Origin of the sequence: Zoogloea sp., from assembly GCF_044344315.1 — a bacterium.
In the GTDB taxonomy this organism is placed as follows: Bacteria; Pseudomonadota; Gammaproteobacteria; order Burkholderiales; family Rhodocyclaceae; genus Zoogloea.
This window is the reverse complement of the sequence record NZ_JBIJDC010000009.1, coordinates 1-24,896: the sequence shown is the minus strand read 5'-3', so window position 1 is coordinate 24,896 and position 24,896 is coordinate 1. Positions and strand designations below refer to the sequence as shown.

General features: G+C 63.7%; 25 protein-coding genes. 8 read left to right on the top strand and 17 right to left on the bottom strand.

What is annotated here, in order from left to right; all coding sequences use genetic code 11:
- Window positions 1-44 precede the first annotated feature (44 nt).
- The 6 genes from ACIQ09_RS03335 (at window position 45) to bioD (ending at window position 6,113) form a co-directional block, all read left to right on the top strand.
- Complete coding sequence (locus ACIQ09_RS03335; RefSeq protein ID WP_398306077.1) at window positions 45-1,328, top strand: hypothetical protein; 1,284 nt, start codon at window positions 45-47, stop codon at window positions 1,326-1,328.
- A gap of 111 nt (window positions 1,329-1,439) precedes the next feature.
- Entirely contained in the window at window positions 1,440-2,771 is a 1,332-nt protein-coding gene (bioA, locus tag ACIQ09_RS03330; RefSeq protein ID WP_398306075.1) for an adenosylmethionine--8-amino-7-oxononanoate transaminase, read from the top strand.
- Window positions 2,764-3,948 (top strand): 8-amino-7-oxononanoate synthase, encoded by a 1,185-nt coding sequence (gene bioF / locus ACIQ09_RS03325; RefSeq protein WP_398306072.1) that lies wholly within the window; start codon window positions 2,764-2,766, stop codon window positions 3,946-3,948. The genes bioA and bioF overlap by 8 nt, the downstream gene beginning before the upstream one ends.
- The gene (locus ACIQ09_RS03320) at window positions 3,945-4,679 is read left to right on the top strand and encodes an alpha/beta fold hydrolase (RefSeq protein WP_398306069.1); all 735 of its coding nucleotides are present in this window, start codon (window positions 3,945-3,947) and stop codon (window positions 4,677-4,679) included. Before bioF ends, ACIQ09_RS03320 begins: the two co-directional genes overlap by 4 nt.
- The gene (gene bioC / locus ACIQ09_RS03315) at window positions 4,672-5,448 is read left to right on the top strand and encodes a malonyl-ACP O-methyltransferase BioC (RefSeq protein WP_398306066.1); all 777 of its coding nucleotides are present in this window, start codon (window positions 4,672-4,674) and stop codon (window positions 5,446-5,448) included. The genes ACIQ09_RS03320 and bioC overlap by 8 nt, the downstream gene beginning before the upstream one ends.
- Entirely contained in the window at window positions 5,445-6,113 is a 669-nt protein-coding gene (gene bioD, locus ACIQ09_RS03310; protein WP_398306063.1) for a dethiobiotin synthase, read from the top strand. The genes bioC and bioD overlap by 4 nt, the downstream gene beginning before the upstream one ends.
- Here bioD and ACIQ09_RS03305 read toward each other — a convergent pair.
- Genes ACIQ09_RS03305 through rpsB form a run of 17 tightly spaced genes read right to left on the bottom strand, consistent with a single transcriptional unit; the run spans window position 6,102 to window position 21,470 of the window.
- Window positions 6,102-6,887: a TrmH family RNA methyltransferase gene (locus tag ACIQ09_RS03305; protein ID WP_398306060.1), complete on the bottom strand. Its 786-nt coding sequence runs from the start codon at window positions 6,885-6,887 to the stop codon at window positions 6,102-6,104. The two genes, bioD and ACIQ09_RS03305, sit on opposite strands and share 12 nt — an antisense overlap.
- A gap of 2 nt (window positions 6,888-6,889) precedes the next feature.
- The gene (locus ACIQ09_RS03300) at window positions 6,890-7,345 is read right to left on the bottom strand and encodes a CopD family protein (protein ID WP_398306057.1); all 456 of its coding nucleotides are present in this window, start codon (window positions 7,343-7,345) and stop codon (window positions 6,890-6,892) included.
- Window positions 7,342-7,950 carry a ribonuclease HII gene (gene rnhB, locus ACIQ09_RS03295; RefSeq protein ID WP_398306054.1) on the bottom strand — a complete coding sequence of 203 codons (609 nt, stop codon included), beginning with the start codon at window positions 7,948-7,950 and terminating at the stop codon, window positions 7,342-7,344. The genes ACIQ09_RS03300 and rnhB overlap by 4 nt, the downstream gene beginning before the upstream one ends.
- Window positions 7,951-8,007: 57 nt before the next feature.
- Complete coding sequence (gene lpxB / locus ACIQ09_RS03290; protein ID WP_398306051.1) at window positions 8,008-9,159, bottom strand: lipid-A-disaccharide synthase; 1,152 nt, start codon at window positions 9,157-9,159, stop codon at window positions 8,008-8,010.
- Window positions 9,160-9,162: 3 nt separating this feature from the next.
- Window positions 9,163-9,936: an acyl-ACP--UDP-N-acetylglucosamine O-acyltransferase gene (lpxA, locus tag ACIQ09_RS03285; protein ID WP_398306048.1), complete on the bottom strand. Its 774-nt coding sequence runs from the start codon at window positions 9,934-9,936 to the stop codon at window positions 9,163-9,165.
- Window positions 9,933-10,367, bottom strand: coding sequence for a 3-hydroxyacyl-ACP dehydratase FabZ (gene fabZ / locus ACIQ09_RS03280; protein ID WP_398306231.1), 435 nt, complete (start codon window positions 10,365-10,367; stop codon window positions 9,933-9,935). Before fabZ ends, lpxA begins: the two co-directional genes overlap by 4 nt.
- 5 nt (window positions 10,368-10,372) lie before the next feature.
- Window positions 10,373-11,401, bottom strand: a complete 1,029-nt coding sequence (gene lpxD / locus ACIQ09_RS03275; protein ID WP_398306045.1) for a UDP-3-O-(3-hydroxymyristoyl)glucosamine N-acyltransferase — start codon at window positions 11,399-11,401, stop codon at window positions 10,373-10,375.
- 12 nt (window positions 11,402-11,413) lie between these two features.
- Window positions 11,414-11,908 carry an OmpH family outer membrane protein gene (locus ACIQ09_RS03270; RefSeq protein WP_296572139.1) on the bottom strand — a complete coding sequence of 165 codons (495 nt, stop codon included), beginning with the start codon at window positions 11,906-11,908 and terminating at the stop codon, window positions 11,414-11,416.
- A gap of 47 nt (window positions 11,909-11,955) precedes the next feature.
- Window positions 11,956-14,247: an outer membrane protein assembly factor BamA gene (bamA, locus tag ACIQ09_RS03265; RefSeq protein ID WP_398306042.1), complete on the bottom strand. Its 2,292-nt coding sequence runs from the start codon at window positions 14,245-14,247 to the stop codon at window positions 11,956-11,958.
- A 6-nt stretch (window positions 14,248-14,253) separates the two neighbouring features.
- On the bottom strand, window positions 14,254-15,618 hold the full coding sequence (gene rseP / locus ACIQ09_RS03260) for an RIP metalloprotease RseP (RefSeq protein WP_398306038.1): 1,365 nt from the start codon (window positions 15,616-15,618) through the stop codon (window positions 14,254-14,256).
- A 5-nt stretch (window positions 15,619-15,623) separates the two neighbouring features.
- Window positions 15,624-16,817, bottom strand: coding sequence for a 1-deoxy-D-xylulose-5-phosphate reductoisomerase (gene ispC / locus ACIQ09_RS03255; RefSeq protein WP_398306035.1), 1,194 nt, complete (start codon window positions 16,815-16,817; stop codon window positions 15,624-15,626).
- Window positions 16,818-16,821: 4 nt separating this feature from the next.
- On the bottom strand, window positions 16,822-17,646 hold the full coding sequence (locus ACIQ09_RS03250; protein WP_398306032.1) for a phosphatidate cytidylyltransferase: 825 nt from the start codon (window positions 17,644-17,646) through the stop codon (window positions 16,822-16,824).
- A complete protein-coding gene (uppS, locus tag ACIQ09_RS03245) occupies window positions 17,639-18,427 on the bottom strand; it encodes a polyprenyl diphosphate synthase (RefSeq protein ID WP_398306029.1) in 789 nt (262 codons plus the stop codon). Before uppS ends, ACIQ09_RS03250 begins: the two co-directional genes overlap by 8 nt.
- A gap of 53 nt (window positions 18,428-18,480) precedes the next feature.
- A complete protein-coding gene (frr, locus tag ACIQ09_RS03240) occupies window positions 18,481-19,038 on the bottom strand; it encodes a ribosome recycling factor (RefSeq protein ID WP_398306026.1) in 558 nt (185 codons plus the stop codon).
- 10 nt (window positions 19,039-19,048) lie between these two features.
- Window positions 19,049-19,765, bottom strand: a complete 717-nt coding sequence (pyrH, locus tag ACIQ09_RS03235; RefSeq protein ID WP_296402354.1) for a UMP kinase — start codon at window positions 19,763-19,765, stop codon at window positions 19,049-19,051.
- A gap of 15 nt (window positions 19,766-19,780) precedes the next feature.
- Entirely contained in the window at window positions 19,781-20,677 is an 897-nt protein-coding gene (tsf, locus tag ACIQ09_RS03230; RefSeq protein ID WP_296402352.1) for a translation elongation factor Ts, read from the bottom strand.
- A 40-nt stretch (window positions 20,678-20,717) separates the two neighbouring features.
- Window positions 20,718-21,470 (bottom strand): 30S ribosomal protein S2, encoded by a 753-nt coding sequence (rpsB, locus tag ACIQ09_RS03225; protein WP_398306021.1) that lies wholly within the window; start codon window positions 21,468-21,470, stop codon window positions 20,718-20,720.
- Window positions 21,471-21,751: 281 nt separating this feature from the next.
- Between rpsB and map the strand changes: the two genes are divergently transcribed.
- A complete protein-coding gene (gene map, locus ACIQ09_RS03220) occupies window positions 21,752-22,573 on the top strand; it encodes a type I methionyl aminopeptidase (RefSeq protein WP_398306018.1) in 822 nt (273 codons plus the stop codon).
- 17 nt (window positions 22,574-22,590) lie between these two features.
- Window positions 22,591-24,896, top strand: a 2,306-nt coding sequence (locus ACIQ09_RS03215; protein ID WP_398306015.1) for a [protein-PII] uridylyltransferase, incomplete at its 3' end; no start/stop codon positions are given.

Below are 24,896 nucleotides of genomic sequence, written 5' to 3'. Positions count from 1 at the left end.
CTGTAGAATCCGGGATCGCCCCATTCATTGATGGTCCTGCCTCCATGTTCCTGCCCCAACGCCGCCTGATCCTTGCTGCCACCCTGACCGCACTCCTCACCGCCTGCGGTGGAGGAGGTTCTTCCGCTCCGGCACCTTCCAACTTCACCGTGGTGGCGGGTGAAAACCAGGCCTTCATCAACTGGACTGCCGAAGCGGGCGTGGATTACTGGCTGTGGTTCAAGGCAGGTACCAGCGTTTCTCCAGGCGAGAAGACCGCCAGCTACCGACTCAAGGTGTCACCGCCCTACGTGCTCACCGGGCTGACCGATGCCACCCAGTACGCCTTCACCGTCAATGCCCGCAAGGACGGCGGCGAGGGCGGGCCTGGCGCCACAGTGCAGACGGCCACCACCCGCCTGGCTGGCTCGACCTGGTACACGGGGGGCACCCTGGGCGCGGGCAAGACCCTGCGCAGCGTCGCCTATGGCCTCACCGCCAGCGGTGCCAGCACCTATTCGTACGTGGCTGTTGGCGATGATGGGGCAATCTTCCGCACCCCCGACACCACCACCGGCCGCAACTATGTTTCGTCCGAGCCCCTGAGCTGGATCACCCCGACCGGTACGCTCGTCGACAGCAGCGTCCACCTGAAGGGTGTGGTGTACGCAAGCAGCATCGCCAAGTACGTGGCCGTCGGCAGCAACGGCACCGCCGCCTACAGCGCCGACATCAACACCTGGACCACCGTCCCCGGCAGCGCCACGGGCACCACCCAGACCCTCAACGCCATCGCCACGAACGGCTCCACCGTGGTGGCCGTGGGCGACAACGGCGCCCTGCGCTACTCCAACGACGGCATCACCTGGAACGCCACCTCGGTGACGCCGGCCGTCACCGCCAACCTGCGCGGCGTGGCCTACTCCACCAAGGGTGTGTGGGTGGCTGTTGGCAGCGGTGGTACCGTGCTCACCAGTACCGACGCCGTCAACTGGACGGCCACCACCCAGACCGGTGACCTCACCGCAGTGGCGGCCGTAGCCACCACCAGCAACAGCGTCACCACCTACACCTTCGTGGCCGTCGGTGCCGACGGCACCGTGCTCACCAGCAATGATGCCAGTACCTGGACCAGCACCGTCCTTGCCGGCAACCTGACCGCCGTGTCTGCGGCCTCGCGACTGGTGGCCCTGGGCACCAACGGAACGATCTACACCCGGGAGATCACGGGCACCACCTGGACAGCACAAACCTCGCCGCTGGCGGGCAGCACCCTGTACGGTCTGATCAATGCCCAGAGCATCTACACGGCCGTCGGTGCCGGCAGCGCCAGCATCTACGCCTACTGAGCATTGGCACCTGCACGCAGCGCCCCAGGCGCTGCAGGCCGGTCCGCCGAGTGGAGCCGCCATGCCCTGGCCGCTCCACTTTTCACTTTCCGAGTCGCCTCCGATCCACCCATGTCGTCCAGTCCGCACAACACCCGCCTCCTGACCCGCTCCCTCGCCGCGGTGTGGCACCCGTGCACCCAGATGAAACACCATGAGCAGCTGCCGCTGATCCCCATCTCCCGGGGTGAAGGCGCCTGGCTCTTCGACATGGACGGGCGGCGCTACCTGGACGGCATCAGCTCCTGGTGGGTCAACCTCTTTGGCCACGCCAACCCGCGCATCGGCAACGCCCTCAAGGCCCAGCTCGACACCCTGGAGCACGTGATGCTTGCCGGCTTCACCCACGAGCCGGTGGTCGAACTCTCCGAACGCCTCGCCGCCCTCACCGGCCACCAGCTCGGCCACGCCTTCTACGCCTCCGACGGCGCCTCGGCTACCGAGATCGCTCTCAAGATGAGCGTCCATTTCTGGCGCAACCAGGGCAAACCGGGCAAGAACCGCTTCGTCAGCCTGGCCGGCAGCTACCACGGTGAAACCGTCGGCGCCCTGGCCGTCACTGACGTCGCCCTGTTTCGTGACGCCTATGCCGACCTGGTCCGCGGTGGCACCTGCGTGCCCAGCCCCGACGCCCGCCTGGCCGCAGCCGGTGAAAGCGCTGCCGATGTGGCCCGTCGCGCCGCCGCCGCCCTCGAAGCTCACCTCGTGGCCCACGCCGACGAGACCGCAGCCCTGATCGTCGAACCCCTGGTGCAGGGTGCCTCCGGCATGGTCATGTACGACCCGGAATACCTGCGTCTGGCCCGCCAGCTCTGCGACCGCTTCCAGGTCCACCTCATTGCCGACGAGATTGCTGTGGGCTGCGGCCGCACGGGGAGCTTCTTCGCCTGCGAGCAGGCCGGCATCTGGCCCGATTTCCTGCTCCTGTCCAAGGGCATCTCGGGCGGCTACCTGCCTCTGTCCATCGTCCTCACCACCCACCGGGTCTTCGAGGCCTTCTACGACGACGACACCGCCCGAGGCTTCCTGCATTCCCACTCCTACACCGGCAACCCGCTGGCTTGCCGGGCCGCCCTGGCGACCCTCGACATCTTCGCCCAGGACAATGTGATCCTCGCCAACCGGCGCAAGGCCGCCCGCCTTGGCGAGGCCTTCCGGGCCGCAGTGGGCAGCCACCCGAAGGTACGCCACCTGCGTCAGCAGGGCATGATTCTGGCCTTCGACGTGGCCGATGCGCCCGCCGGCTTTTCCCACCGCTTCTTCGCCGAGGCGCTGAACCGGGAACTGCTGCTGCGCCCCATCGGCAACACGGTCTACACCATGCCGCCCTACATCCTGTCCGACGAGGAGATCGACTTGCTCGCCAGCCGCTGCGCCGCCGCTCTGGAGGCCAGCCTTGGCTGAGCACATCGACCCGCTGGACGAACTGCGCGCCGGGCTGGGCGAACTCGACGCCGCCGGCCTGCGCCGCCGCCGCCGCGTTGTCACCACGCCCTGCCGGCCCGATACGCGCCTGGCCGACCGGGCGGAGCCCGTCCTCGCCTTCTGCTCCAACGACTACCTGGGCCTCGCCGCCGAGCCGGCCATCGCCGAAGCCGTCCGCCACGGCAGCCAGCGCTGGGGCACCGGCTCCGGCGCCTCGCACCTGGTCAGCGGCCACTACGCCGCCCACGAAGCCCTGGAGCAGCGCCTCGCCACCTTCACCGGCATGGACGATGCACTCTATTTCTCCACGGGATACATGGCCAACATCGGCGTCATGCCGGCCCTGGTCGGCCGCGGCGATGCCATCTTCGCCGACAAGCTCAACCACGCCTCCCTGGTGGATGGCGCCCTGCTCTCCCGGGCCGAACTGATCCGCTACCCCCATTGCGACCTGCAAGCCCTGGCAGCACGGCTGGCCGCCTCCGACGCCCAGCGGAAGCTCATCGTCACCGACGGGGTGTTCAGCATGGACGGTGACATCGCGCCCCTGCGCGAGCTCCTCGCCCTGGCCGAAGCCCACCAGGCCTGGCTGCTGGTGGATGACGCCCACGGCTTCGGCGTGCTCGGCCCCCAGGGGCGTGGCTGCCTGGCCCACTTCGGCCTGGCCTCACCGCGCTTGATCTACATGGGCACCCTGGGCAAGGCCGCGGGCGTGTCCGGCGCCTTCGTGGCCGGCCAGCGGGACGTGATCGACTGGCTGCTCAACAAGGCCCGCAGCTACATCTTCACCACCGGTGCACCGCCGATGCTGGCCGAAGGCCTGCTCACCGCCCTCGAGCTGATCGAACAGGGCGACGGGCGACGGGCCCACCTCAACGCCCTGATTGCCCGCTTCAAGACCGGTCTGCGCCTGCAGCGCTGGCAGCTGCTACCCTCCGACACGCCCATCCAGCCCCTGGTGATCGGGGACAACCACGAGACCCTGGCCGTCTCCCGGGCCCTCGACGCCGAGGGGCTGTGGGTCCCGGCGATCCGCCCGCCTACCGTACCCAAGGGCTCGGCACGCCTGCGCATCGTGCTCTCGGCGGCCCACAGCAATGAGCAGGTCGATCGACTCGTGGCCACCCTCCAGCGTCTGGAGGCCGCACAGCCATGACCCACCCCATTGTTCTCCTCCATGGCTGGGGGCTGTCATCCGCAGTGTGGGCCCCCTTGCGAGCCGCCCTGGACCCAAGCCTGGACGTGCGGATCATCGATCTGCCCGGCCATGGCAACGCGGCCTCTGCCGGGGACAGCCTTGAAAGCTGGTCCGACGCCGTGCTGGCGCAGCTCCCCGGGAACAGTCTGCTGGTCGGCTGGTCCCTGGGTGCCCAGCTGGCGTTGCATCTGGCCCGCCACCATCCCGACCACATCGCCCGACTCGTCCTCATCAGCGCCACGCCGCGCTTCGTGCAGGCCGAGGACTGGCAGGCCGCCATGCCCGCCGACACCCTGGCCGACTTCCGACGCAGCTTTGATGCAGAGCCTGCCGGCACCCAGCGCCGCTTCATCGCCCTGCAGGGGCTCGGCGACGCGCGCCGGCGCGAGGTGGTCAATGGTCTGGGCAGTGCCGCGACGCCACCGGATGACGCTCGCAGAGCAGCCCTCGCCGACGGCCTGGATCTGCTCGCCAGCATCGACTTGCGCAGCGCGGTGCCGGAGATCCGGCAGCCCGTCCGCCTGCTCCACGGCGCCGGTGACACCCTGATGCCCACCGCCGCCGCCGAATGGCTGGCCGACACCCTGCCCGACGGGCGCCTGAGCATCTTCGCCGATGCCGGCCACGCGCCCTTCCTGTCACGCCCGCAAGACTGCGCCAGCCTGATCGAGGGCTTCGCCCGTGACTGATGCACCGGCCCCCAAGCGCGCCGTCCGTGCCGCCTTCGACAAGGCCGCCGATGCCTACGATGCCGTCGCCGCCGTCCAGCGTAGCGCCTGTGACCGCCTTCTCAGCATGGTCGCGGCCCAGGCGCTTCGGCCCCACCGCATCGTTGATGCCGGCTGCGGCACGGGCTATGCCCTCTCGGGACTGCGGCGCCACTTCCCCGATGCCGACCTGATCGCCCTCGATTTCGCCCCGGCCATGCTGCGCCGCCAGCCCCCTGGTCTGGCCCTGCCCCTGTGCGCCGACCTCGAGAGACTGCCCCTGGCCGACGCCAGCATCGACGCCCTGTGGTCCAGCTACGCCCTGCAGTGGTGTCACCCACGCAAGGCCCTGCCCGAACTGGCGCGCAGCCTGCGCCCCGGTGGCCAACTGTGGATCGCCACCCTCGGCCCCGGCACCCTGCACGAGCTGCGCGACGCCTTCCGGCTGGTGGACGCCCACGAGCACGTTCTACCCTTCCAGCCCCCGGAAGTGATCGAGGACGCCGCCGAAGACGCCGGGCTGCGCATCCTGGCCAGCGAGCGCGACACCCTCCAGGCCTGGGCCCCCAACCTGCGTGGTCTGCTCTCCGACATCAAGACCCTCGGGGCCCATCAGACCGGAGCCCCGCGCCGAACGCTTCTGGGCAAGACGGCCTGGCACAAGCTGGTCAAGGCCTACGAGATACACCGCACGCCGGCCGGACTGCCGGCCTCCTACGACACTCTCTGGCTCCTCGCGGAAAAGACATGAGCGCCTACTTCATCACCGGCACCGACACCGAGATCGGCAAGACCTTCGTCACCTGCACCCTGCTCCACGCGGCCCGGGCCCGCGGCTTGAAGGCCGTGGGCATGAAGCCGGTGGCCGCCGGCGCCGAAACGATCCAGGGTCAGTTCATCAATGAGGACGCTGCCCGCCTGCGCGCGGCCGGCAGCTTCGACCCCGGTCTCGCCCTGCTCAACCCCTACTGCCTGACCAGCCCGATTGCCCCGCACATCGCCGCGGCCGAGGAAGGCGTGCGCATCGAGGCCCGACGTATCCTCGAGGCCTTTGACGAACTCAACCGTCAGGCGGACGTGGTTTTGGTGGAAGGCGTAGGGGGCTTTCGCGTACCCCTGGATGCCGGCTACGACACCGCCGACCTGGCCTGTGACCTGGGTCTGCCGGTGATCCTGGTGGTGGGCATGCGCCTGGGCTGCATCAACCATGCCCTGCTCACCGCCGAGGCCATCCAGGCCCGGGGCCTGAGGCTGGCGGGCTGGATCGCCAATCAGGTGGATCCGGCCATGCTGCGCTTTCAGGAGAATCTGGATGCCCTGCGCCTGCGCATGGAAGCGCCCCTGCTCGGCGTCGTTCCCTTTCAGGCTGACGGCGAAGCCGCGAGGGCAGCGGCCAACGTCAGCCTACCGGCCTGAACGGCGCTGGCGCAGCTGCTCGAACAGGCATACCCCGGCGGCGACCCCCACGTTCAGGGACTCCATCCCGCCCGGCATCGGAATCAGCACCCGGCGGGTGGCCAGGGCGGCCACCGCAGGAGACAGCCCCTGCCCTTCCGAGCCGAACAGCCAGGCCACCGGTAGACGCAGGTCCATGTCGTAAAGCTCAACCGCATCGCGCAGATCCGCCGCCAGGATCGCCCCCGGATAACCGGCGAGGGCGAGGGCGACATCGCAACCTTCCCGCAGACGCAGGCCGAAGTGCGCCCCCATGGCGGCCCGCAGCACCCGCGGCGACCAGGCCTGGGCGCAGCCCGGCGTCAGCAGCACCTCCTCCACGCCGACCGCCGCCGCCGTGCGCAGGATGGTGCCGAGATTGCCCGGATCCTGCACACCGTCGAGGACTACACAGGTATCCACCAGCGGCCCCGCGTCGGGTTGCGCCGGGATGGCGATCCGGGCCAGCACGCCGCTGGGCGAGTCCACCGGGCTGATGTGGGCAAACACCCGGTCGGGAACTTCAATGAGGACACCCGGTGCACAGCGCGCCAGCAGGGACGCAATCTCCGGCAGGGCCTTGCCACTTTCACTCACCACCACCTGCAGTGGAGCAATGCCCCGTGCCAACGCCACCTCCAGCAGATGAGCGCCGTCGAGCAGGGTTTCCCCCTCCCTGCGCCGGTCCCGGGCGGACGTGGCCAGGGCGTGCAGGTGCTTCACCGCCGGATTGTCGCGGGAGGTGATGAGCTTCACGATCAGTAGGCGAGGCCGAGGGTGGCCAGGGCGACGGTCAACGTACCCAGCACCAGGTTGAGGGTGACCCGCTGGCGGATGAGGTTGAGCGCCTGCGCGCCCTGAGCCCAGCTCTCGGCGGCAACGGCCTGCTGCAGGGCCCGCCACGGGCCGAACCAGATGCTGGCGAAGATGCCCGCCATCACCAGCCCGACGGCAGCCATGACATGCCACGAGCGGGGCGCCTGGGCAAACCCGACCTCAAGCAGCATCGCGAAACCTGACGCCACGATCACGGCGATGCACCCCCAAACAATGCGGAAAAATCGCCCCAGCACCGCGCTCCATAAACTGAGACGTTGGGCAGGCGGCAAGGCGAGAGCCGCCGGACGCAGGCAGAAATGGGCGAAAGCCATGCCTCCAACCCAGATCACAACACCGGCCAGGTGGATGAACAGCAGAAAATGATGGAGTTTCACAGGCAGTCCTCGTCGGTCCACAGGGGTGGGTTGGCCACGATGGCACGCACCGGTGCAAAACTGCGCCGGTAGATCGCGCACACCCCGTGGGCTTTCAAGGCGGCAAGATGGGCCGGTGTCGGGTAGCCCTTGTGAGCGGCCAGCCCGTATTGGGGATACTGCGTATCCAGGGCCACCAGTAGGGCATCGCGTGCGGTCTTGGCCAGTATGGATGCAGCCGAGATCTCCGGCACCAGGGAATCCCCCTTGACGATGGCCTCGCAGGGCATGGGCAGGTGCGGGCAGCGGTTGCCATCCACAGCCACCCTGTCCGGTACTTGCTGCAAGCCCGCAACGGCCCGCTGCATGGCGAGCATGGAGGCGTGCAGGATGTTGAGGCGGTCGATCTCCTCGACGCTGGCCTCGGCAATGCACCAGGCCAGGGCCTTCTCGCGGATCTCCAGGGCCAGCGCATCACGGCGCTTCTCGGAGAGCTTCTTGGAGTCGGCCAGACCGGCAATCGGCCGCGCGGGATCGAGAATGACCGCCGCAGCGACAACCGGCCCGCACAGGGGGCCGCGCCCGGCCTCATCAACCCCGCAAAGCAGGCTTGGAGAACTACCCACCGGACGCTCCGCGACATCCTTCCCGGAGGAAAAACGGCACCTCTTCACGTTGCGCTTTCATCGCCCGCGCCCCTGCAGGTAGGGGAGGATGGCGGCAGCGGCTTTGGCGGCGGTGTCCTGGCGCAACTGCAGATGCATGTCGGTGAAGGTACGGGTCAGCTCGGCCACCTTTTCCTTGTCGGTCAGCCAGGCATCAAGGGCATCGGCGAGAGCCTGAGGCGTAGCTGCATCCTGGAGGATCTCGGGCACCACCTCGCGTCCGGCCAGCACATTGGGCAGTCCGACCCAGGGCAGGTAGGCCATCCTCCGCATCAGGCGGAAAGACCACTTGCCCATCTTGTAGGTGATCACCATCGGGCGCTTCAGCAAGGCCGCCTCGAGCGTCGCAGTACCGCTTGCCACCAACACGACATCGGCTGCGATCATTGCATCGACGGCGTGGCCGAAGAGGATGCGGATCGGCAGGTCGATGTTGGCATGGCGACGCAGGGCTTCTTCAAACAGCAGGCGGGTTTCCCGCGTGGCCAGGGGCACGAGGAAACGGGCGTCCGGGTGACGCTCATGGAGCGCGGCCGCGGTGGCGATATAAGTGTCGGCGAGATTGCGCACTTCCGATTGGCGGCTGCCCGGCAAAAGGGCGAACACCGGAACCCCGTCTGGGATCTGCAGCATCTCCCGGGCGGCAGCACGATCGGGTGCCAGCGGAAAAACATCGGCCAGCGGATGCCCCACGTAGCTCACAGGTACGCCGGCCGCCTGGTAGAGAGGTGGCTCGAAGGGGAACAGGCACAGCATGTGACTGACAGAGCGCGCGATACCCTTGATGCGTCCCTTGCGCCAGGCCCAGATGGACGGCCCGACGAAGTGGATCGCCGGAATATGCTTGTCCTTCAGGCGCTTCTCGAGCCACAGGCTGAAGTCAGGCGCATCCACCCCGATGAAGGCCGCCGGCGGATCGGCAAGCAGGCGCTTAAGCAGCGTGCGGCGGATGCCGGACAGCTCCCGGTAGTTCTTCAGCGCATCCACGTAGCCGTGGACAGCCAGCTTCTCGGCAGGCCAGAGCGCCTTGAAACCCTCGGCCTGCATCTTGGGCCCACCAATACCGAAGAACTCTGCGTCCGGCAGATGGCGCTTGAGCGCCCGGATCAGGTGGCTGGCGAGGAGGTCACTGGACGCCTCGCCCGCCACCATGGCGATGCGCAAAGCCATGGACTACCGAACGATGCCACGACCGGAGTCGGCAATGAAGTCGGAAAACTGCCTGAGCTCGGGAACATCGGCGGCGACGGCCGCAATCTGCTGGCGAGCCTCGTCGAGGGTAAGTCCGTTGCGATAGAGCGTCTTGTAGGCGCGCTTGATGGCCGCAATGCCTTCGCTGGAAAAACCGCGCCGCTTCAGCCCCTCGCTGTTGATGCCGTGGGGCGAGGCCGGGTTGCCCGACACTGTGACAAAGGGCGGGAGATCCTGCAGCAGCACGGTGCCGACGCCACAGAAACTGTGGGCACCCACACGCACGAACTGATGCACACCGGTAAAGCCACCCAGAATCGCCCAGTCACCCACCGAGACGTGGCCGGCAAGGGTGGCATTGTTGGCAAAGATGGTGTTGTTGCCCACCGTGCAGTCGTGGGCCACGTGGACATAGGCCATGATCCAGTTGTCGTTGCCGACGCGGGTCAGACCACCGTCCTGAATGGTGCCGGTGCTGAAGCTGCAGAACTCGCGAATGGTGTTGCGATCGCCGATCTCGAGGCGGGTCGGCTCGTTGGCGTATTTCTTGTCCTGGGGCTCGGAGCCGATGGAGCAGAACTGGAAGATCCGGTTGTCACGGCCGATGCGGGTGTGCCCCTCGATGACAACATGGGGGCCAATCGTCGTACCTTCACCAACCTCGACATGCTCGCCGATGACCGAAAACGGCCCGACCTGCACGTCAGCAGCAAGGCGCGCTCCCGGGTGGACAATGGCAGTCGGGTGAATCGTCATCGTTTGATCGCACACATGAATTCGGCTTCGGTTGCCACCTCGCCGGCGACGCGGGCAACCCCCTTGAACTTCCAGATGTTGCGGATGGTGCGAACGATCTCGACCTCGAGCATCAGTTGATCGCCAGGCACCACGGGGCGCTTGAAGCGCACGTTGTCCACCGACGCGAAATACACCATCGCATCCTTGTCCGGAATTGTCCCTTCGGTCTTGAAGGCCAGCACGGCGGCAGCCTGGGCCAGCGCTTCGATGATCAGCACGCCGGGCATGACCGGATTGTGGGGAAAGTGGCCAGGGAAGAAAGGCTCGTTGATGGTCACATTCTTGAGGCCCACGGCACGCTTGCCGAGCTCGATCTCGACGATCCGATCCACAAGCAGGAAGGGATATCGATGCGGGATGTACTGCTTGATTTCGTTGATGTCGATGATTTCGCTCATGATTTCTTTTCCATGTCAGCGAGCTTCTTCTCCAGCTCGCGCACCCGGTCGGCCATCGCATCAAGGCGACGCACGTGGGCAAAATTGCGGATCCAGTCCGCATGGGACATCTGCGGAAGCATCGCGGTGTATACCCCGGGCTTGTCCACGGACTTGGAAATGATGGTCCCGGCTGACACTACGACGTCGTCACAGACCTTCAGATGACCGGCAATCCCGGCCTGCCCACCAACCATCAACCGGGCCCCGACCCGGGTGCTGCCGGCAATGCCCGAATGCCCCGCCATGATGCTGTCGTCACCGATGCTCACGTTGTGGGCGATCTGAATCAGGTTGTCGAGCTTGACCCCATTGCCAATCACCGTGTCCCCAAGCGCACCGCGGTCGACAGTGGTATTGGCGCCAATCTCCACGTCATCACCAACAAGCACACGACCGATCTGGGGAATCTTTACCCAATGACGATCTGCATCCCGGGCAAAACCGAAACCATCCGAACCAATGACGACACCCGAGTGCAGGATGGCCCGTTTGCCAACCACGCAATCGAAATGGATGGTGACCCCGGCATGCAACAGGCTGTCAGCTCCGATGTGCACGCCATCACCAATCAGGCTGCCCGGCCCAATCACACAGTTCTCACCAATCACGCAGCTCTCGCCGATCACCGCATTGGCACCAACAGAGACGGAAGGCGGCAGCGACGACGCGACTACAGCACTGGGGTGAATGCCTGCCGGTGCGCGCCGCGGTGGATTGAAAAACTGGGCCGCCCGGGCAAAATAGAGATAGGGATCGGGCGTGACGATGCGCGGTCTATCGGTCAACGACACAGCCTTCGGCGCCAGTATGAAAGCCGCGGCCCGGCTGGTTTCAAGCGCCTGGCGATACTTGGGGTTGGCGAGAAAGGCGAGGTCTCCGTCGCCCGCCTTCTCAAGGGTGGCGATCTGCCTGACCATCACATCCGGGTCACCAAGCAGTTCGCCTCCAAGCCTGCCTACCAGGGCACCAAGAGAGACTTCCATGGGGACGGACGCCTACTTGGCTTCGCTGAGGGCCTTGATCACCTTGTCGGTGATATCGATACGCGGGCTTGCGTACACGGCTTCCTGGAAGATGATGTCGTACTTATCAGCCTCGGCGATCTGCTTGATCGTCTTGTTGGCTCGCTCAAGCACCCCCGCCAGTTCTTCGTTGCGACGCTGGTTCAGGTCTTCCCGGAACTCACGCTGCTTACGCTGAAACTCGCGGTTGAGGTCGTTGAACTCACGCTCCTTGTTGCGGCGCTCACCCTCGCCCATCGTCATGGTGTTCTTCTCAAGCGCCTCTTGCATGCCTTGCAGTTGCTTGGCGATGCGTTGAAGGTCCTGGTCGCGCTTCTCGAATTCCTTCTCGAGTTTCTGCTGCGCCTTCTTGGCAGGCGTCGCTTCCTTCATGACCCGATCGGAATTGACGAAGCCAACCTTCACCTCGGCTACGGCCGTCTGTGCAAACGCTGCCAGCAGCACTGCTGCCAGCGTGGAAATGCCAATACCCTTCACTCAAACCTCCATCTGCTTGCAATACGGTTCGGTCGCGATCAGAAAACCGTACCCAACTGGAACTGGAATTTCTGCGTTCGATCGCCTTCTTCCTTCTTGAGCGCCTGACCAAGACTGAATTTGAGCGGGCCGACAGGAGAACTCCAGGAGAACGCCAGGCCGGCACTGTAACGCAAATCGGAAGCCCGGACCTTGTCGTCCGAACCCCACACATAACCCGCATCGGCGAACAAGGACAGCCGCATGGACTTGTCTTTCTGGGAGCCGGGCATGGGGAAATAGTACTCCGCGTTGCCTACCACGCGCCGGTTGCCACCCAGGGAACGCACAAAACCCGAGCTGTCCGTATAACGGGGGCCGAGGGTGCTCTGTTCATATCCCCGCACCGAGCCGATACCACCCGCGTAGAAGTTCTTGTAGAACGGCAGTGCCTTCCCGTCGTAGCCGTGGGCATAGCCCACATCGCCATTGAGCATCAACGCGTAGCCACCACCAAAGGGAATCCAGTACTGATGCTGGTAATTGGCGCGGACATAACGCATGTCGAGAACCGGCGTGGCAACTTCAACCGATGCCCGCTGATACACCCCCGAGGTCGGATACAGGAAACTGTCCCGACGATCCCGGGCCCAGCCCGCCGTCGCCAGCAGACTCCGCGCCGTATCGCCGAAGGTGTTGACGAAGTTCACGTAGGGCGCCGGGCTGGAGTCGTAGACCTTGATGGTGGTCTGGTCGATGGCGAGGCCGAAATTGATCCGGTCGTCTTCTGCAATCGGGTAGCCAAAGCGGACACCAGCACCGATAGACGAACTCTTGTAGGTCGCCACCGACAGGGAGGTCGGGTCAACGTTGCGCTGATAGATGTCCCAACCCACACTGACCCCATCGATGGTCCAGTAAGGATTGGTGAAGGACAGGGCAACCGTCTTGTTGATCCGGCCGGTATTGACCTGAAGGGTCATGGCATTGCCGGTGCCGAACAGGTTCTGCTGGGAAATCGACGCGGACAGGATGACCTTTTCGGAGCTGGAGAAACCCGCGCCGAGCATCAGGTTGCCGGTGGCGCGCTCCTTGACGGTGAAGTTGGCATCGACCTGGTCGGTAGAGCCCGTGACCGCCGGTGTCTCGATGGAGACTTCGTCGAAGTAGCCGAGGCGATCCAGGCGCACCTTTGAACGGTTGAGCGCGGCACCGTCGTACCACGCACCCTCCATCTGACGCATCTCGCGACGAATCACCTCGTCACGGGTACGCACATTGCCTGCGAAGTTGATTTTTCGCACATAAACGCGGCGGCCCGGATCGACAAAGAAGGTGAAGGCCACCTCACGTTTCGCCTTGTCCACTTCCGGGGCAGCATTGACGTTGGCAAAGGCATAGCCCGCATTGCCCAGGCGATCGCTGATGGCCTTGGTGGTGGCCGTGACGCTGTCGCGCACGAAGGTCTCACCCGCCTTGAGCTTGATGAGCGCCTGAAGCTCGGCCTCGGGCACCACCATGGTGCCCGCCAGCTTTACGTCGGAGACGGTGTACTTCTCACCCTCGGAAATGCTCAGGGTGATGTAGATATCCTTCTTGTCGGGCGTGATCGACACCTGGGTCGAATCGATGTTGAAATCCAGATAGCCCCGGTTCAGGTAATGGGAGCGCAGCGCCTCGATATCGCCGGAAAGCTTCTGCTTCGAATACTGGTCACTCTTCGAATACCACGTCATCCAGCCCGGGGTGGTGAGGGAAAAGAGCTCAAGCAGCTCCTTCTCCTTGAACACCTTGTTGCCGATGATGCTGATCTGGCGAATACGCGCGGCCTCACCCTCAACCACGTTGAAATTCACACCGACACGATTGCGCTCAAGGGGCGTGACGGTGGTGGTGATCTGCACACCATACAAGCCCTTGGAGAGGTACTGACGCTTGAGCTCCTGTTCGGCACGCTCAAGTACCGCCCGGTCAAAGATCCGCGACTCCGCAAGGCCGACTTCCTTGAGGCCTTTCTTCAGGGCCTCCTTGTCGAACTCCTTGATGCCGACAAAATCGACCTGGGAAATAGCCGGACGCTCGTCGAGAACGACGACGATCACGTCTTTATCCACTTCGATCCGGACGTCCTTGAAGAAGCCCGTGGCAAACAGGGCCTTGATCGCCTGGGAAGCCTTGTCGTCGGAAAACTGCTCTCCGACCTTGACGGGCAGGTAGTTGAATACAGTACCGGCTTCGGTGCGCTGGATACCTTCAATACGAATGTCTTTGACGACGAATGGCTCAAAGGCCAATGCGGGAGACGCAGCGAAAAGCGCAGCGATCACCCCGGGAAGAAGCTTGGATTTCATCCGATTTCAGCTAGCAACAAGGCGGTTGATGTCGTTGTAGAAGGCGAAAGCCATTAGCGCTGCCAGCAGGGCCATGCCGATCTGCTGGCCGATCTCCATAACACGTTCGGAAACCGGGCCGCCCTTGATGATCTCGATCACATAATACAGCAAGTGCCCACCATCAAGCACCGGCACCGGGAGCAGATTCAGGACCCCGAGGCTGATGCTGATCAGCGCCAGGAACTTGATGTAATGGGAAAAACCCATGCGTGCGGACTGCCCGGCAAAGTCGGCAATGGTCACCGGACCACTGAGATTCTTCACCGAAACCTCGCCGACAATCATGCGTCCCATGACCGACAGACTGAGCGCCGCAGTATCCCAGGTCTGACGCAAGCCCTTGCCCAGCGCGTCCAGGGAATCATAGCGAACCGTCACGAACATCAGCTCCCGTCGGCCTTCCGCGTCGGCCACCCCGACGCCGATGCGCCCGATTGCACGACCGTTCTCCTCGACCGATACAGGGACGATGCGGGTCACGTAGGCTCCACCATCCCGAACGACTTCTGCTTCCAATGTCTGACCCGGGGCCTCGCGAACAGCCATCACCAACTCGGTCCAGTCCTCCACGGTTTTCTCTCCGATACGGACAACCCGATCTCCTTCGCGCAGCCCTGCCGCTTCGGCGGCCCCACCCGGGCTTAGTTTGCCCAGCACGGCAGGCAGCTTGGGACGCTGCAAGGTCAGGCCTACCTGTGTCGCGATGTCCTGCTTATCCTGATCCACCGTCGCCGCACTCAAATCGAGCTTGCGAAACACGATCTCCCGGGTATCGTTGATGGTCTCGATTACCACCACCCGCTTGTCCAGGGCGTCGTTGATCAACTCCCAACGAAACTCCTGCCAGGTCTGTACCGGCCGGCCATCAACGCTGCGCACGACGTCACCGTCGGCGAAGCCGGCCTGCTCGGCCAGGCTGGCAGCCACCGGGGGGCCGAGACGTGGCCGCAACTCCTCCACCCCTCCGACGTAAAGCCCCCAGTACAGGACGATGGCCAGGACAAAGTTCGCAAGCGGCCCCGCCGCCACGATGGCGATCCGGCGCCACACGGTCTGCCGATTGAAGGCCCGGTGCTGCTCGTGCGCTGGCACCGGAGCCTCACGCTCGTCCAGCATCTTCACGTAGCCCCCCAGCGGGAAGGCCGACAGCACCCACTCCGTCTGGTCAGGGCCGAAGCGACGCATCAGCAGCGGCTTGCCGAAACCCAACGAAAATCGCAGCACCTTGACACCACACAGGCGCGCCACGCTGTAATGACCGAACTCGTGAACGACGATCAGAATCCCCAACGCCAGCAGGAAAGGCAGGACGTAATCGAGCAGACCCATGCCACTCATCTGCACCGCCCTCGAACCAGATCACCGGCGATATCCCGGGCCTGTCGGTCCGCCTCAAAAACGATCTCGAGGGTATCCGCCGTATGCGGCGCAATTGCGTCCAGCGTATCGGCGATGACGCCAGCGATACGGTCAAACCGCAGCCCGCCATCGAGAAATCGCGCCACCGCAACCTCGTTGGCCGCATTGAGCACGGCGGGTGCAATCCCCCCTTCTTCCAGCGCCCGGTAGGCCAGGGCCAGGCAGGGGAATCGTTCAAGATCCGGGCGCTCGAAATCCAGCCGGGCAATCTCGAACAGATCAAGCGGACGCACACCCGCATCCACCCGCTGGGGATAAGCCATGGCATGGGCAATAGGCGTGCGCATATCCGGGTTGCCCAGCTGGGCAATGACCGATCCATCCGCGTACGAGACCATCGAATGAATCACGCTCTGGGGATGGATGACCACCTGGATGCTTGCCGCCGGCAAGCCGAATAGCCAGTGAGCCTCGATGACCTCGAGGCCCTTGTTCATCATGGTGGCGGAGTCGACGGAAATTTTGCGCCCCATCACCCAGTTGGGATGGGCGCAAGCCATATCCGGCGTTACCGCGGCAAGCTCCTCCACAGGCTTGCGCCGGAAAGGCCCTCCTGAGGCGGTCAGCAGGATGCGATTGACACCGCTACCGTGAAGGCCCCGTTCGAAACCCGCGGGGAGCGCCTGAAAAATGGCGTTGTGCTCGCTATCGATGGGCAGCAAGCTTGCCCCGGTCGCTGCAACCTCCTGCATGAAGAGTGCCCCGGACATCACCAGGGCTTCCTTGTTGGCGAGCAGGATGCGCTTGCCAGCCCGCGCAGCGGCAAGGGCCGGCACGAGCCCAGCGGCGCCGACAATGGCGGCCATGACCATGTCCACTTCCGGGGCAGCAGCCACATCGGCCAGGGCAGCCGCGCCCACCAGCACCTCGGTGCAACAGCCTGCTGCGTCGAGCCGGGACTGCAGCGCCAACGCGTCCTCCGAGCTATCGAGAACCGCATAGGCAGGGCGGTGAGCCAGACACTGCTCAAGCAGTTTGTCCACCTGCCGATGGGCCGTGAGGGCAAACACACCAAAAAGATCCGGGTGCCGTGCTACCACGTCCAGCGTGCTGACACCGATGGAGCCCGTCGCGCCGAGTACCGTTACAAGTTTCTTGCCGTGGTTCATGACTTCAACGCGCCATCCAGAGTGTCAGCAAGCCGGCAATCGGCAGCGTGGACGTAAGGCTGTCAATACGATCAAGCACACCACCATGCCCAGGCAGCAGACTCCCACTGTCCTTGACGCCTGCCTGGCGCTTGATCAATGACTCAAACAGATCACCGATGATGCTCACCGCCGTGAAGGCAACCAGTACCGGCACCGCAAGGAGGTAGCCACTTGCTGTCACGTCATGCCCCACATGATTCAGGCAGATAAGACCATAGATCACCACGCCGGCCATCGCCCCGTAGGCACCCTCCCAGCTCTTGCCTGGGCTGATGGACGGCGCCAGCTTGCGGCGGCCAAAGGCCCGGCCGGTGAAATACGCTGCAATGTCAGCGACCCAGACCGCCGCCATGACCCCCAGCAGCAGCCATGGGCTCAGGAGTCGAAGGTGGGCAATGGCCAGACTGGGGGGAAGAAGCAGCACCAACCCAATCAGCGCCGCCGCCCCCTGCCCTGGCAATTGCCACCAGGAACGCAGCCAAAAAGGCACGCACAGGACCCAGAACAAGGCGCTGACCGCATACACAGGTGCAAGGCCGAAGGGCGCGACAGTGGCCTCCTGATGCAGTCCAGCCACCGCACCGGCAGCGAGACACAGGGAGCCAAGAATCACTGCATAGAGATTCCTGGCCACACCGCCAAAGCCGAGCATGGTCGCCCACTCCGAGGCTGCGACGGCGCAGATGAGAGATGCGAACAGGAGCCAGCCCGAAGCGGGCAGTAGAAAGAGTGCGGCGAGAAGACCTGCGAGCAGGACAAGCGCGGTGATGACCCGCGCCTTAAGCATGATCGGGCGCGGTATCGGGCTTGTCGGAGACGACCTGTTCGCTGGTCCGTCCGAAGCGGCGCTCTCGCCCTTGGTAGGACGCGATGGCCTCATCCAGGGCCGCTTCACCGAACTCGGGCCACAGCTTGTCGGTGAAATAAAGCTCGGAGTAGGCGAGCTGCCAGAGCATGAAGTTGCTGATACGCTGCTCGCCCCCGGTACGGATGAACAGATCTGGCTCGGGACTGAAGCTCAGCGCAAGATGCGGCGCCAAGTCCTCCTCGGAATAGGGACGCCCGCCAGCCTCTCCAGAGGTGGCGATCATCTTTTCCACGGCCTGCATGATGTCCCAGCGGCCACCATAGTTGGCGCAGATGGTGAGATTCATCTTACCGTTATCGGCAGTCAGCGCCTCACCGTCACGGATCAGGCTCACCAGTGCGTCGTCGAACGGCGCCAGATCACCGACCACCCGCAGACGGATCTTGTTGCGATGGATGCGCTCGATTTCGGCCTTCAGGGACTTCACGAACAACTGCATCAGGAAAGACACTTCGTCTTTCGGGCGACGCCAGTTTTCTGAACTGAAGGCGAACACCGTCAGGTACTCAACACTACGATCAAGGCAACTGCGAATCACCTCGCGCAGGGAATCCACACCCTTGGCATGCCCGGCGACCCGGGGCATCAGCCGCTTGCGCGCCCAACGCCCGTTGCCGTCCATGATGATCGCGATGTGCCGAGGAACCTTCGCAGCCTCGGGTACGGCCCGCGTGGAGCTGAGAAACGGCAATCGCACCATATCGTATCCGCCTGGAAGAAAAGGAACCGGGAAAGCAGCAACCGACCTGACGGTCAGATCTGCATCAGCTCTTGTTCTTTCTGCGCGAGAAGCTTGTCGATCTCGACAATCGACTTGTCCGTCAGCTTCTGGACCTCATCCTGAGCACGACGTTCGTCGTCCTCGGAAATCGTCTTGGCCTTGAGAGCATCCTTGAGCGCGCCATTGGCATCGCGGCGCAGATTGCGCACGGCAACCTTCGCGCCCTCGCCCTCGTTCTTGACGACCTTGATCAGCTCCTTGCGGCGCTCTTCGGTCAGGGCCGGCATCGGCACACGGATGACTTCACCCTGAGCCGCGGGGTTCAAACCCAGATCGGAATCACGGATGGCCTTCTCAACCTTGCCGACCATCGGCTTTTCCCAAGGCTGAACGCCAATGGTACGCGCATCAATCAGGGTGATGTTTGCCACTTGGCTGATGGGCACCGGGCTGCCATAGTAATCGACCATCACATGATCGAGAATGCCAACGTGGGCACGGCCAGTCCGCACCTTGGCGAGATCCTGCTTGAGGGCCTCGATGGAGCGGTGCATCTTGTGTTCGGTAGTTTTCTTGAGCTCGGGAATCATTGCTTCATCCTCAGCAGTAGACCAGCGTGCCTTCGTCCTCGCCCATCACCACCCGCTTCAGCGCACCACTCTTGAAGAGGCTGAAAACATTGATGGGAAGACGCTGATCGCGGCACAGCGCAAAAGCCGTCGCATCCATGACCGCGAGATTCCGCGAGATCGCCTCATCAAAGGATATCTTGTGGAAGCGTGTCGCGGAGGGATCTTTCTTCGGGTCAGCCGTGTAGATGCCATCCACCTTGGTCGCCTTCAGCACAATATCTGCACCGATTTCGGAGCCACGCAGGGCTGCAGCAGTATCAGTGGTGAAGAAGGGATTACCGGTGCCAGCACCGAAGATGACGACACGCCCCTCTTCGAGATAGCGGATCGCCTTGCCACGGATATAGGGCTCGACCACCTGGTCGATGCGCAGGGCCGACTGGACCCGCGCATTGACCCCTGCAGCCCGGAACGCATCTGCAAGGGCCATGGCGTTCATCACGGTGGCCAGCATCCCCATGTAGTCGGCGGTGGCGCGATCCATGCCGGACGCAGCCCCCGCCATGCCACGGAAGATGTTCCCGCCGCCAATCACAACTCCGACCTCCACACCGAGGCGGGTCACATCGACCACATCGGTAACAATACCGGCGACCACCTCACGGTTGATACCGTAGGCGTCGTCACCCATCAGGGCTTCGCCGGAGAGCTTGAGGAGAATGCGTTTATAGGCGGGCTGACTCATCGTTCTGCGAACCTCTTACTTCTGGGCTGCAGCGGCAGCCTGGGCAGCCACTTCAGCGGCGAAGTCGGTGACCTTCTTCTCGATGCCTTCGCCAACGATGAAGAGCGTGAAACCGGCAACGGAAGCGCCCTTGGCCTTCAGCAGCTGGCTGACGATCTGCTTGCCATCCTCGGCCTTGACGAAGACCTGATCGAGCAGGGTCACGTCTTTCAGGAACTTCTGCACGGTACCTTCAGCGATCTTCTCGAGCATGGCTTCCGGCTTGCCGGCTTCGCGCGCCTTCTCGATGGCCACACGACGCTCGACATCCAGCAGCTCGGCCGGAACGCCGGAGGCATCCAGGGACTTCGGCTTGGATGCAGCGATATGCATCGCCAGATCCTTGGCCAGCGCTTCATCACCACCCACCAGGTCGATCAGCACGCCGATCTTCGAACCACCGTGGATGTAGTTGGCCACGGCACCCTGGGCTTCCACACGCACGAAGCGGCGGATAGTCATGTTTTCGCCGATCTTGCCGATCAGAGCCTTACGGACTTCCTCCACGCTCTGGCCATTCAGCTCAAGGGCGGAAAGCGCCTCGACATCCGCGGGGTTCTTGGTCGCCACCAGCTCGGCAACGTTCTTGACCAGAGCCAGGAAGTCGTCGTTCTTGGCAACAAAGTCGGTTTCACAGTTCACTTCAACCATCGCGCCGAGCTTGGCGTCAGCGGAGATGTACACCCCCACGATGCCTTCCGCGGTCACACGGGCAGCGGCCTTGGAGGCCTTGTTGCCCAGCTTGATGCGCAGGATCTCTTCGGCCTTGGCCATGTCGCCAGCCGCTTCGGACAGGGCCTTCTTGCATTCCATCATGGGTGCGTCGGTCTTCTCGCGCAACTCCTTGACCATGCCTGCGGTAATTTCCGCCATGCTTGCTCCTAAATATCTATTTGATCGGATTCAATAAGGCTCAGGCCTGCTCTTCGGCGCTGTCTTCCACTTCCACGAACTCGTCGGAACCGGCCGCAACGATTTCCTGGATGACCTGGTTCTTGCCTTCCAGCACGGCATCAGCCACGCCACGGGCGTACAGGCGGATCGCACGGGACGAATCGTCGTTACCCGGGATCACGAAATCCACGCCTTCAGGGGTGTGGTTGGTGTCAACGATAGCCACAACCGGGATACCCAGCTTGTTGGCTTCGGTGATGGCGATCTTGTGGTAACCCACGTCGATCACGAACAGGGCATCCGGCAGGCCGCCCAGATCCTTGATGCCGCCGAGGCTCTTCTGCAGCTTCTCGAGTTCGCGGGAGGCCATCAGGGCTTCCTTCTTGGACAGGCGCTCAATGGAGCCGTCTTCCACCATGGCTTCCATTTCCTTCAGGCGCTTGATGGAAACCTTGACGGTCTTGAAGTTGGTGAGCATGCCGCCCAGCCAGCGCTCATCGACATAGGGCATGCCGGCACGACGAGCTTCTTCGGCGACGATTTCACGAGCCTGACGCTTGGTGCCGACCATCAGCACGGTGCCGCGATTGGAAGCCAGCTTGCGCACGAAATCCATGGCCTCGTTGTACTTGACGAGGGTCTTCTCGAGGTTGACGATGTGGATCTTGTTGCGCTGACCGAAGATAAAGGGAGCCATCTTCGGGTTCCAGAAACGGGTTTGGTGACCAAAGTGGACGCCCGCTTCGAGCATTTGACGCATGGTGACAGACATTTTGTACTCCAATACAGAGGTTTGACCGCCGCCCAGCCTGCCTGGCCCGCCCATGCGGAACCACGCCTTGCCGAGAGCCTTCCCTGTGGAAGACCCACCGGACCTCATTGGGCCGGACGTGTGAATTTTGCCTGGCACATACCAGACAAGCCGCCGATTGTAGCAGCAACCTGTTACTTCCCTCAAGGCCGGCTCTACGCCTCGCGCTCCCGCCAGATTGCCCGCACGCGCCGCATGAGCTAGCCTAATGCGTTCGAAACCCCAATAAAAGATCAGGTCTCATGAGCGTCACCATAAAAACGCCGGAAGAAATCGAAAAAATGCGCATCGCGGGCCGACTGGGCTCCGAAGTGCTCGACTACATCACGCCCTTCGTCAAGCCGGGGGTCACGACAGCCGAGCTGGACAAGCTCTGCCATGACTACATGGTAGAGGTGCAAGGCTGCATCCCGGCGCCCCTCAACTACTGCCCCCCGGGCTACAAGCCCTACCCCAAATCCATCTGCACCTCGATCAATCACCAGGTCTGTCACGGCGTTCCGGGTGACAAGGCGCTCAAGAAGGGCGACATCGTCAATCTGGACATCACGGTGATCAAGGACGGCTACCACGGCGACACCAGCCGGATGTTCCTGGTCGGTGGTGACAGCAACTGCAGCATCCTCGCCCGGCGCCTGTGCCAGATCACCTATGAGTGCCTGTGGCTCGGCATCGCCCAGGTGCGGCCCGGCGCGCATCTCGGCGACATCGGGCACGCCATCCAGAAGCATGCAGAGGGCAGCGGGTTTTCGGTCGTGCGCGAGTTTTGCGGCCACGGCATCGGCGCCAATTTCCACGAAGACCCGCAGGTCCTGCACTACGGCAAGCCAGGCACCGGCATCGAACTCAAGCCGGGCATGATCTTCACCATCGAGCCGATGATCAACGCCGGCAAGGCCGCCATTTCCGAGCTCCCCGACGGCTGGACCATCGTCACCCGTGACCGCAGCCTGTCAGCCCAATGGGAGCACATGATCCTCGTCACCGATACCGGTGTTGAAGTACTGACCCTGTCGACGGCAGCCCCGCCGCGTCCGGACATCGTTGCCAACCTCCTGCCCTGAGAACGTCTGCCCCGAAGATGTCCGATTCCGCGCCCATCGTTCCACCTGACACCGCCCGCGAACTGATCACCCGTTGCAAGGCCCGCCTCAAGAGCGGCGGTGAAGCCCTGCGCGCTGCCTATGAGGCACGACCGCTGACCGACCCCATCCTGAGGGGCCGCTCCCATCTGGTGGATGAGGTGCTCATCGATCTTTGGAAGGATTTCGGGCTTCCCGCCTCCGCCACGCTGGTGGCTGTCGGCGGCTATGGGCGCGAAGAGCTCTTTCCCTGTTCGGACGTGGATCTGCTGTTCCTGCTGGAGGACGAGCCCGACTCCGACCTGGAGGAACGCCTGACCCAGATGATTGGCCTGATCTGGGACATTGGCCTCGACATCGGGCACAGCGTGCGTACCGTCGAGGCCTGCCTCGAGGAAGCCGCGCTCGACGTAACGGTGATGACCAACCTGCTGGAAGCCCGCCGTATCTTCGGCAATGTACAGCTCTACGACCGGTTTAACGTCAGCCTTCGGGGCATTCTCAATGCCGGACAATTCTTTAAGGCCAAGCGGCTCGAGCAGGAGCAGCGCTACACCCGCCACAACGAAACCCCCTATTCGCTGGAGCCGAACTGCAAGGAAAGCCCGGGGGGGCTTCGGGACCTCCAGGTCATCGGCTGGATCAGCCGCTCGGCGGGCATCGGCACCCACTGGCGCGACCTGGCCCGGCACGGCCTGATCACCGACGAAGAAGCCACCGAACTGCGTGAGCTGGAGCGCTTCCTGCAGCATGTGCGCATCCGCCTGCACCATCTCACCGGACGCCGCGAAGACCGGCTGCTGTTCGACCACCAGGAAAAGCTCGCCCGGCGCTTTGGCTTCGATGCCACCGAAGCCCGGCGCGCCTCCGAAGTATTCATGCAGGAGTATTACCGGACAGCCAAAAAGGTCACCCAGCTCAACACCATCCTGCTGCTCAATTTCGGGGTGGAGTTTTTCCCCAACCGCTACCCGGCAGCCATCAACATCAACGAACGCTTCCAGTGTGTGCGCGAACTCCTCGACGTACGCGACGAAGGCGTCTTCGACCGCCACCCCAGCGCCCTGCTCGAGTGCTTCCTGCTCCTCGAGCAGCGCTCCGAACTGAAGGGCATGACGGCCCGCACGCTCCGTGCCCTGTGGCGGGGCCGCAAGCTGATCAACGCCGAATTCCGGCAAAACCCGGCCAATCGTGCCCTCTTCCTGCGCCTGCTGCAGCAAAAGCGCGGGGTGGTGCACGAAATGCGGCGCATGAACCAGTACGGCATACTGAGCTTCTACCTGCCGGCCTGGCGACGCATCGTTGGCCAGATGCAGCACGACCTCTTCCACGTTTACACGGTGGATCAGCACATTCTGCAGGTGCTGCGCAATGTGCGCCGCTTCATGGTGGCCGAGCATGCCCATGAGTACCCGCTGCTGACCCGCCTGAGCACCGGCTTCGAGAAGCCCTGGCTGATCTACATCGCCGCCCTTTTCCACGACATCGCCAAGGGGCGTGGCGGCGACCACTCAAAACTGGGCATGAAGGACGCCCGGGATTTCTGCGAATCCCACGGCCTGGAAGAAAACGACACTTCATTGGTGGAATGGCTGGTCCAGCACCATCTGTCCATGTCCAACGTGGCCCAGAAGCAGGACCTGTCCGACCTGGAAGTGATCCGCCGATTCGCCACCCTGGTTGGCAACGAGCGCCGCCTCAACGCCCTCTACATCCTCACCCACGCCGACATCCGCGGCACCAGCCCGAAGGTGTGGAACGGATGGAAGGGCAAGCTGCTGGAAGATCTCTTCTTTGCCGCCCAGCGCCTGCTGCGCGGCGCAACACCCCAGCAGGCACTGGGCACCCCCATCCGCCAGGACGACGCCCGCAACCTGCTGCGCTACTACGGGTTGCGCCCGGGTACCGAAGACGCCCTGTGGGACCAGCTGGATACGGTGTATTTCCTGCGGCACGACCCCGAGGAAATCGCCTGGCACGCCCGCATGCTGTACTACCGGGTGGAGACCGAAGAGCCTGTCGTGAAGGCGCGCCTCAGCCACGTGGGCGAAGGCCTGCAGGTGATGGTTTACATGAAGGATCAGGGCGACCTCTTCATGCGTCTGTGCGGTTTTTTCAGCCGCCTCGGCTTCTCCATCGCCGACGCCAAGATCCACACCACCCGTCACGGCTATGCGCTGGACAGCTTCGTGCTGCTCGATCCGGGCCAGGAGGTGCACTACCGTGACCTGATCACGCTCCTCGAGCACGATCTCACCGAACGCCTGGCCACTCACGCCCCGATAGATCGTCCATCGAGCGGACG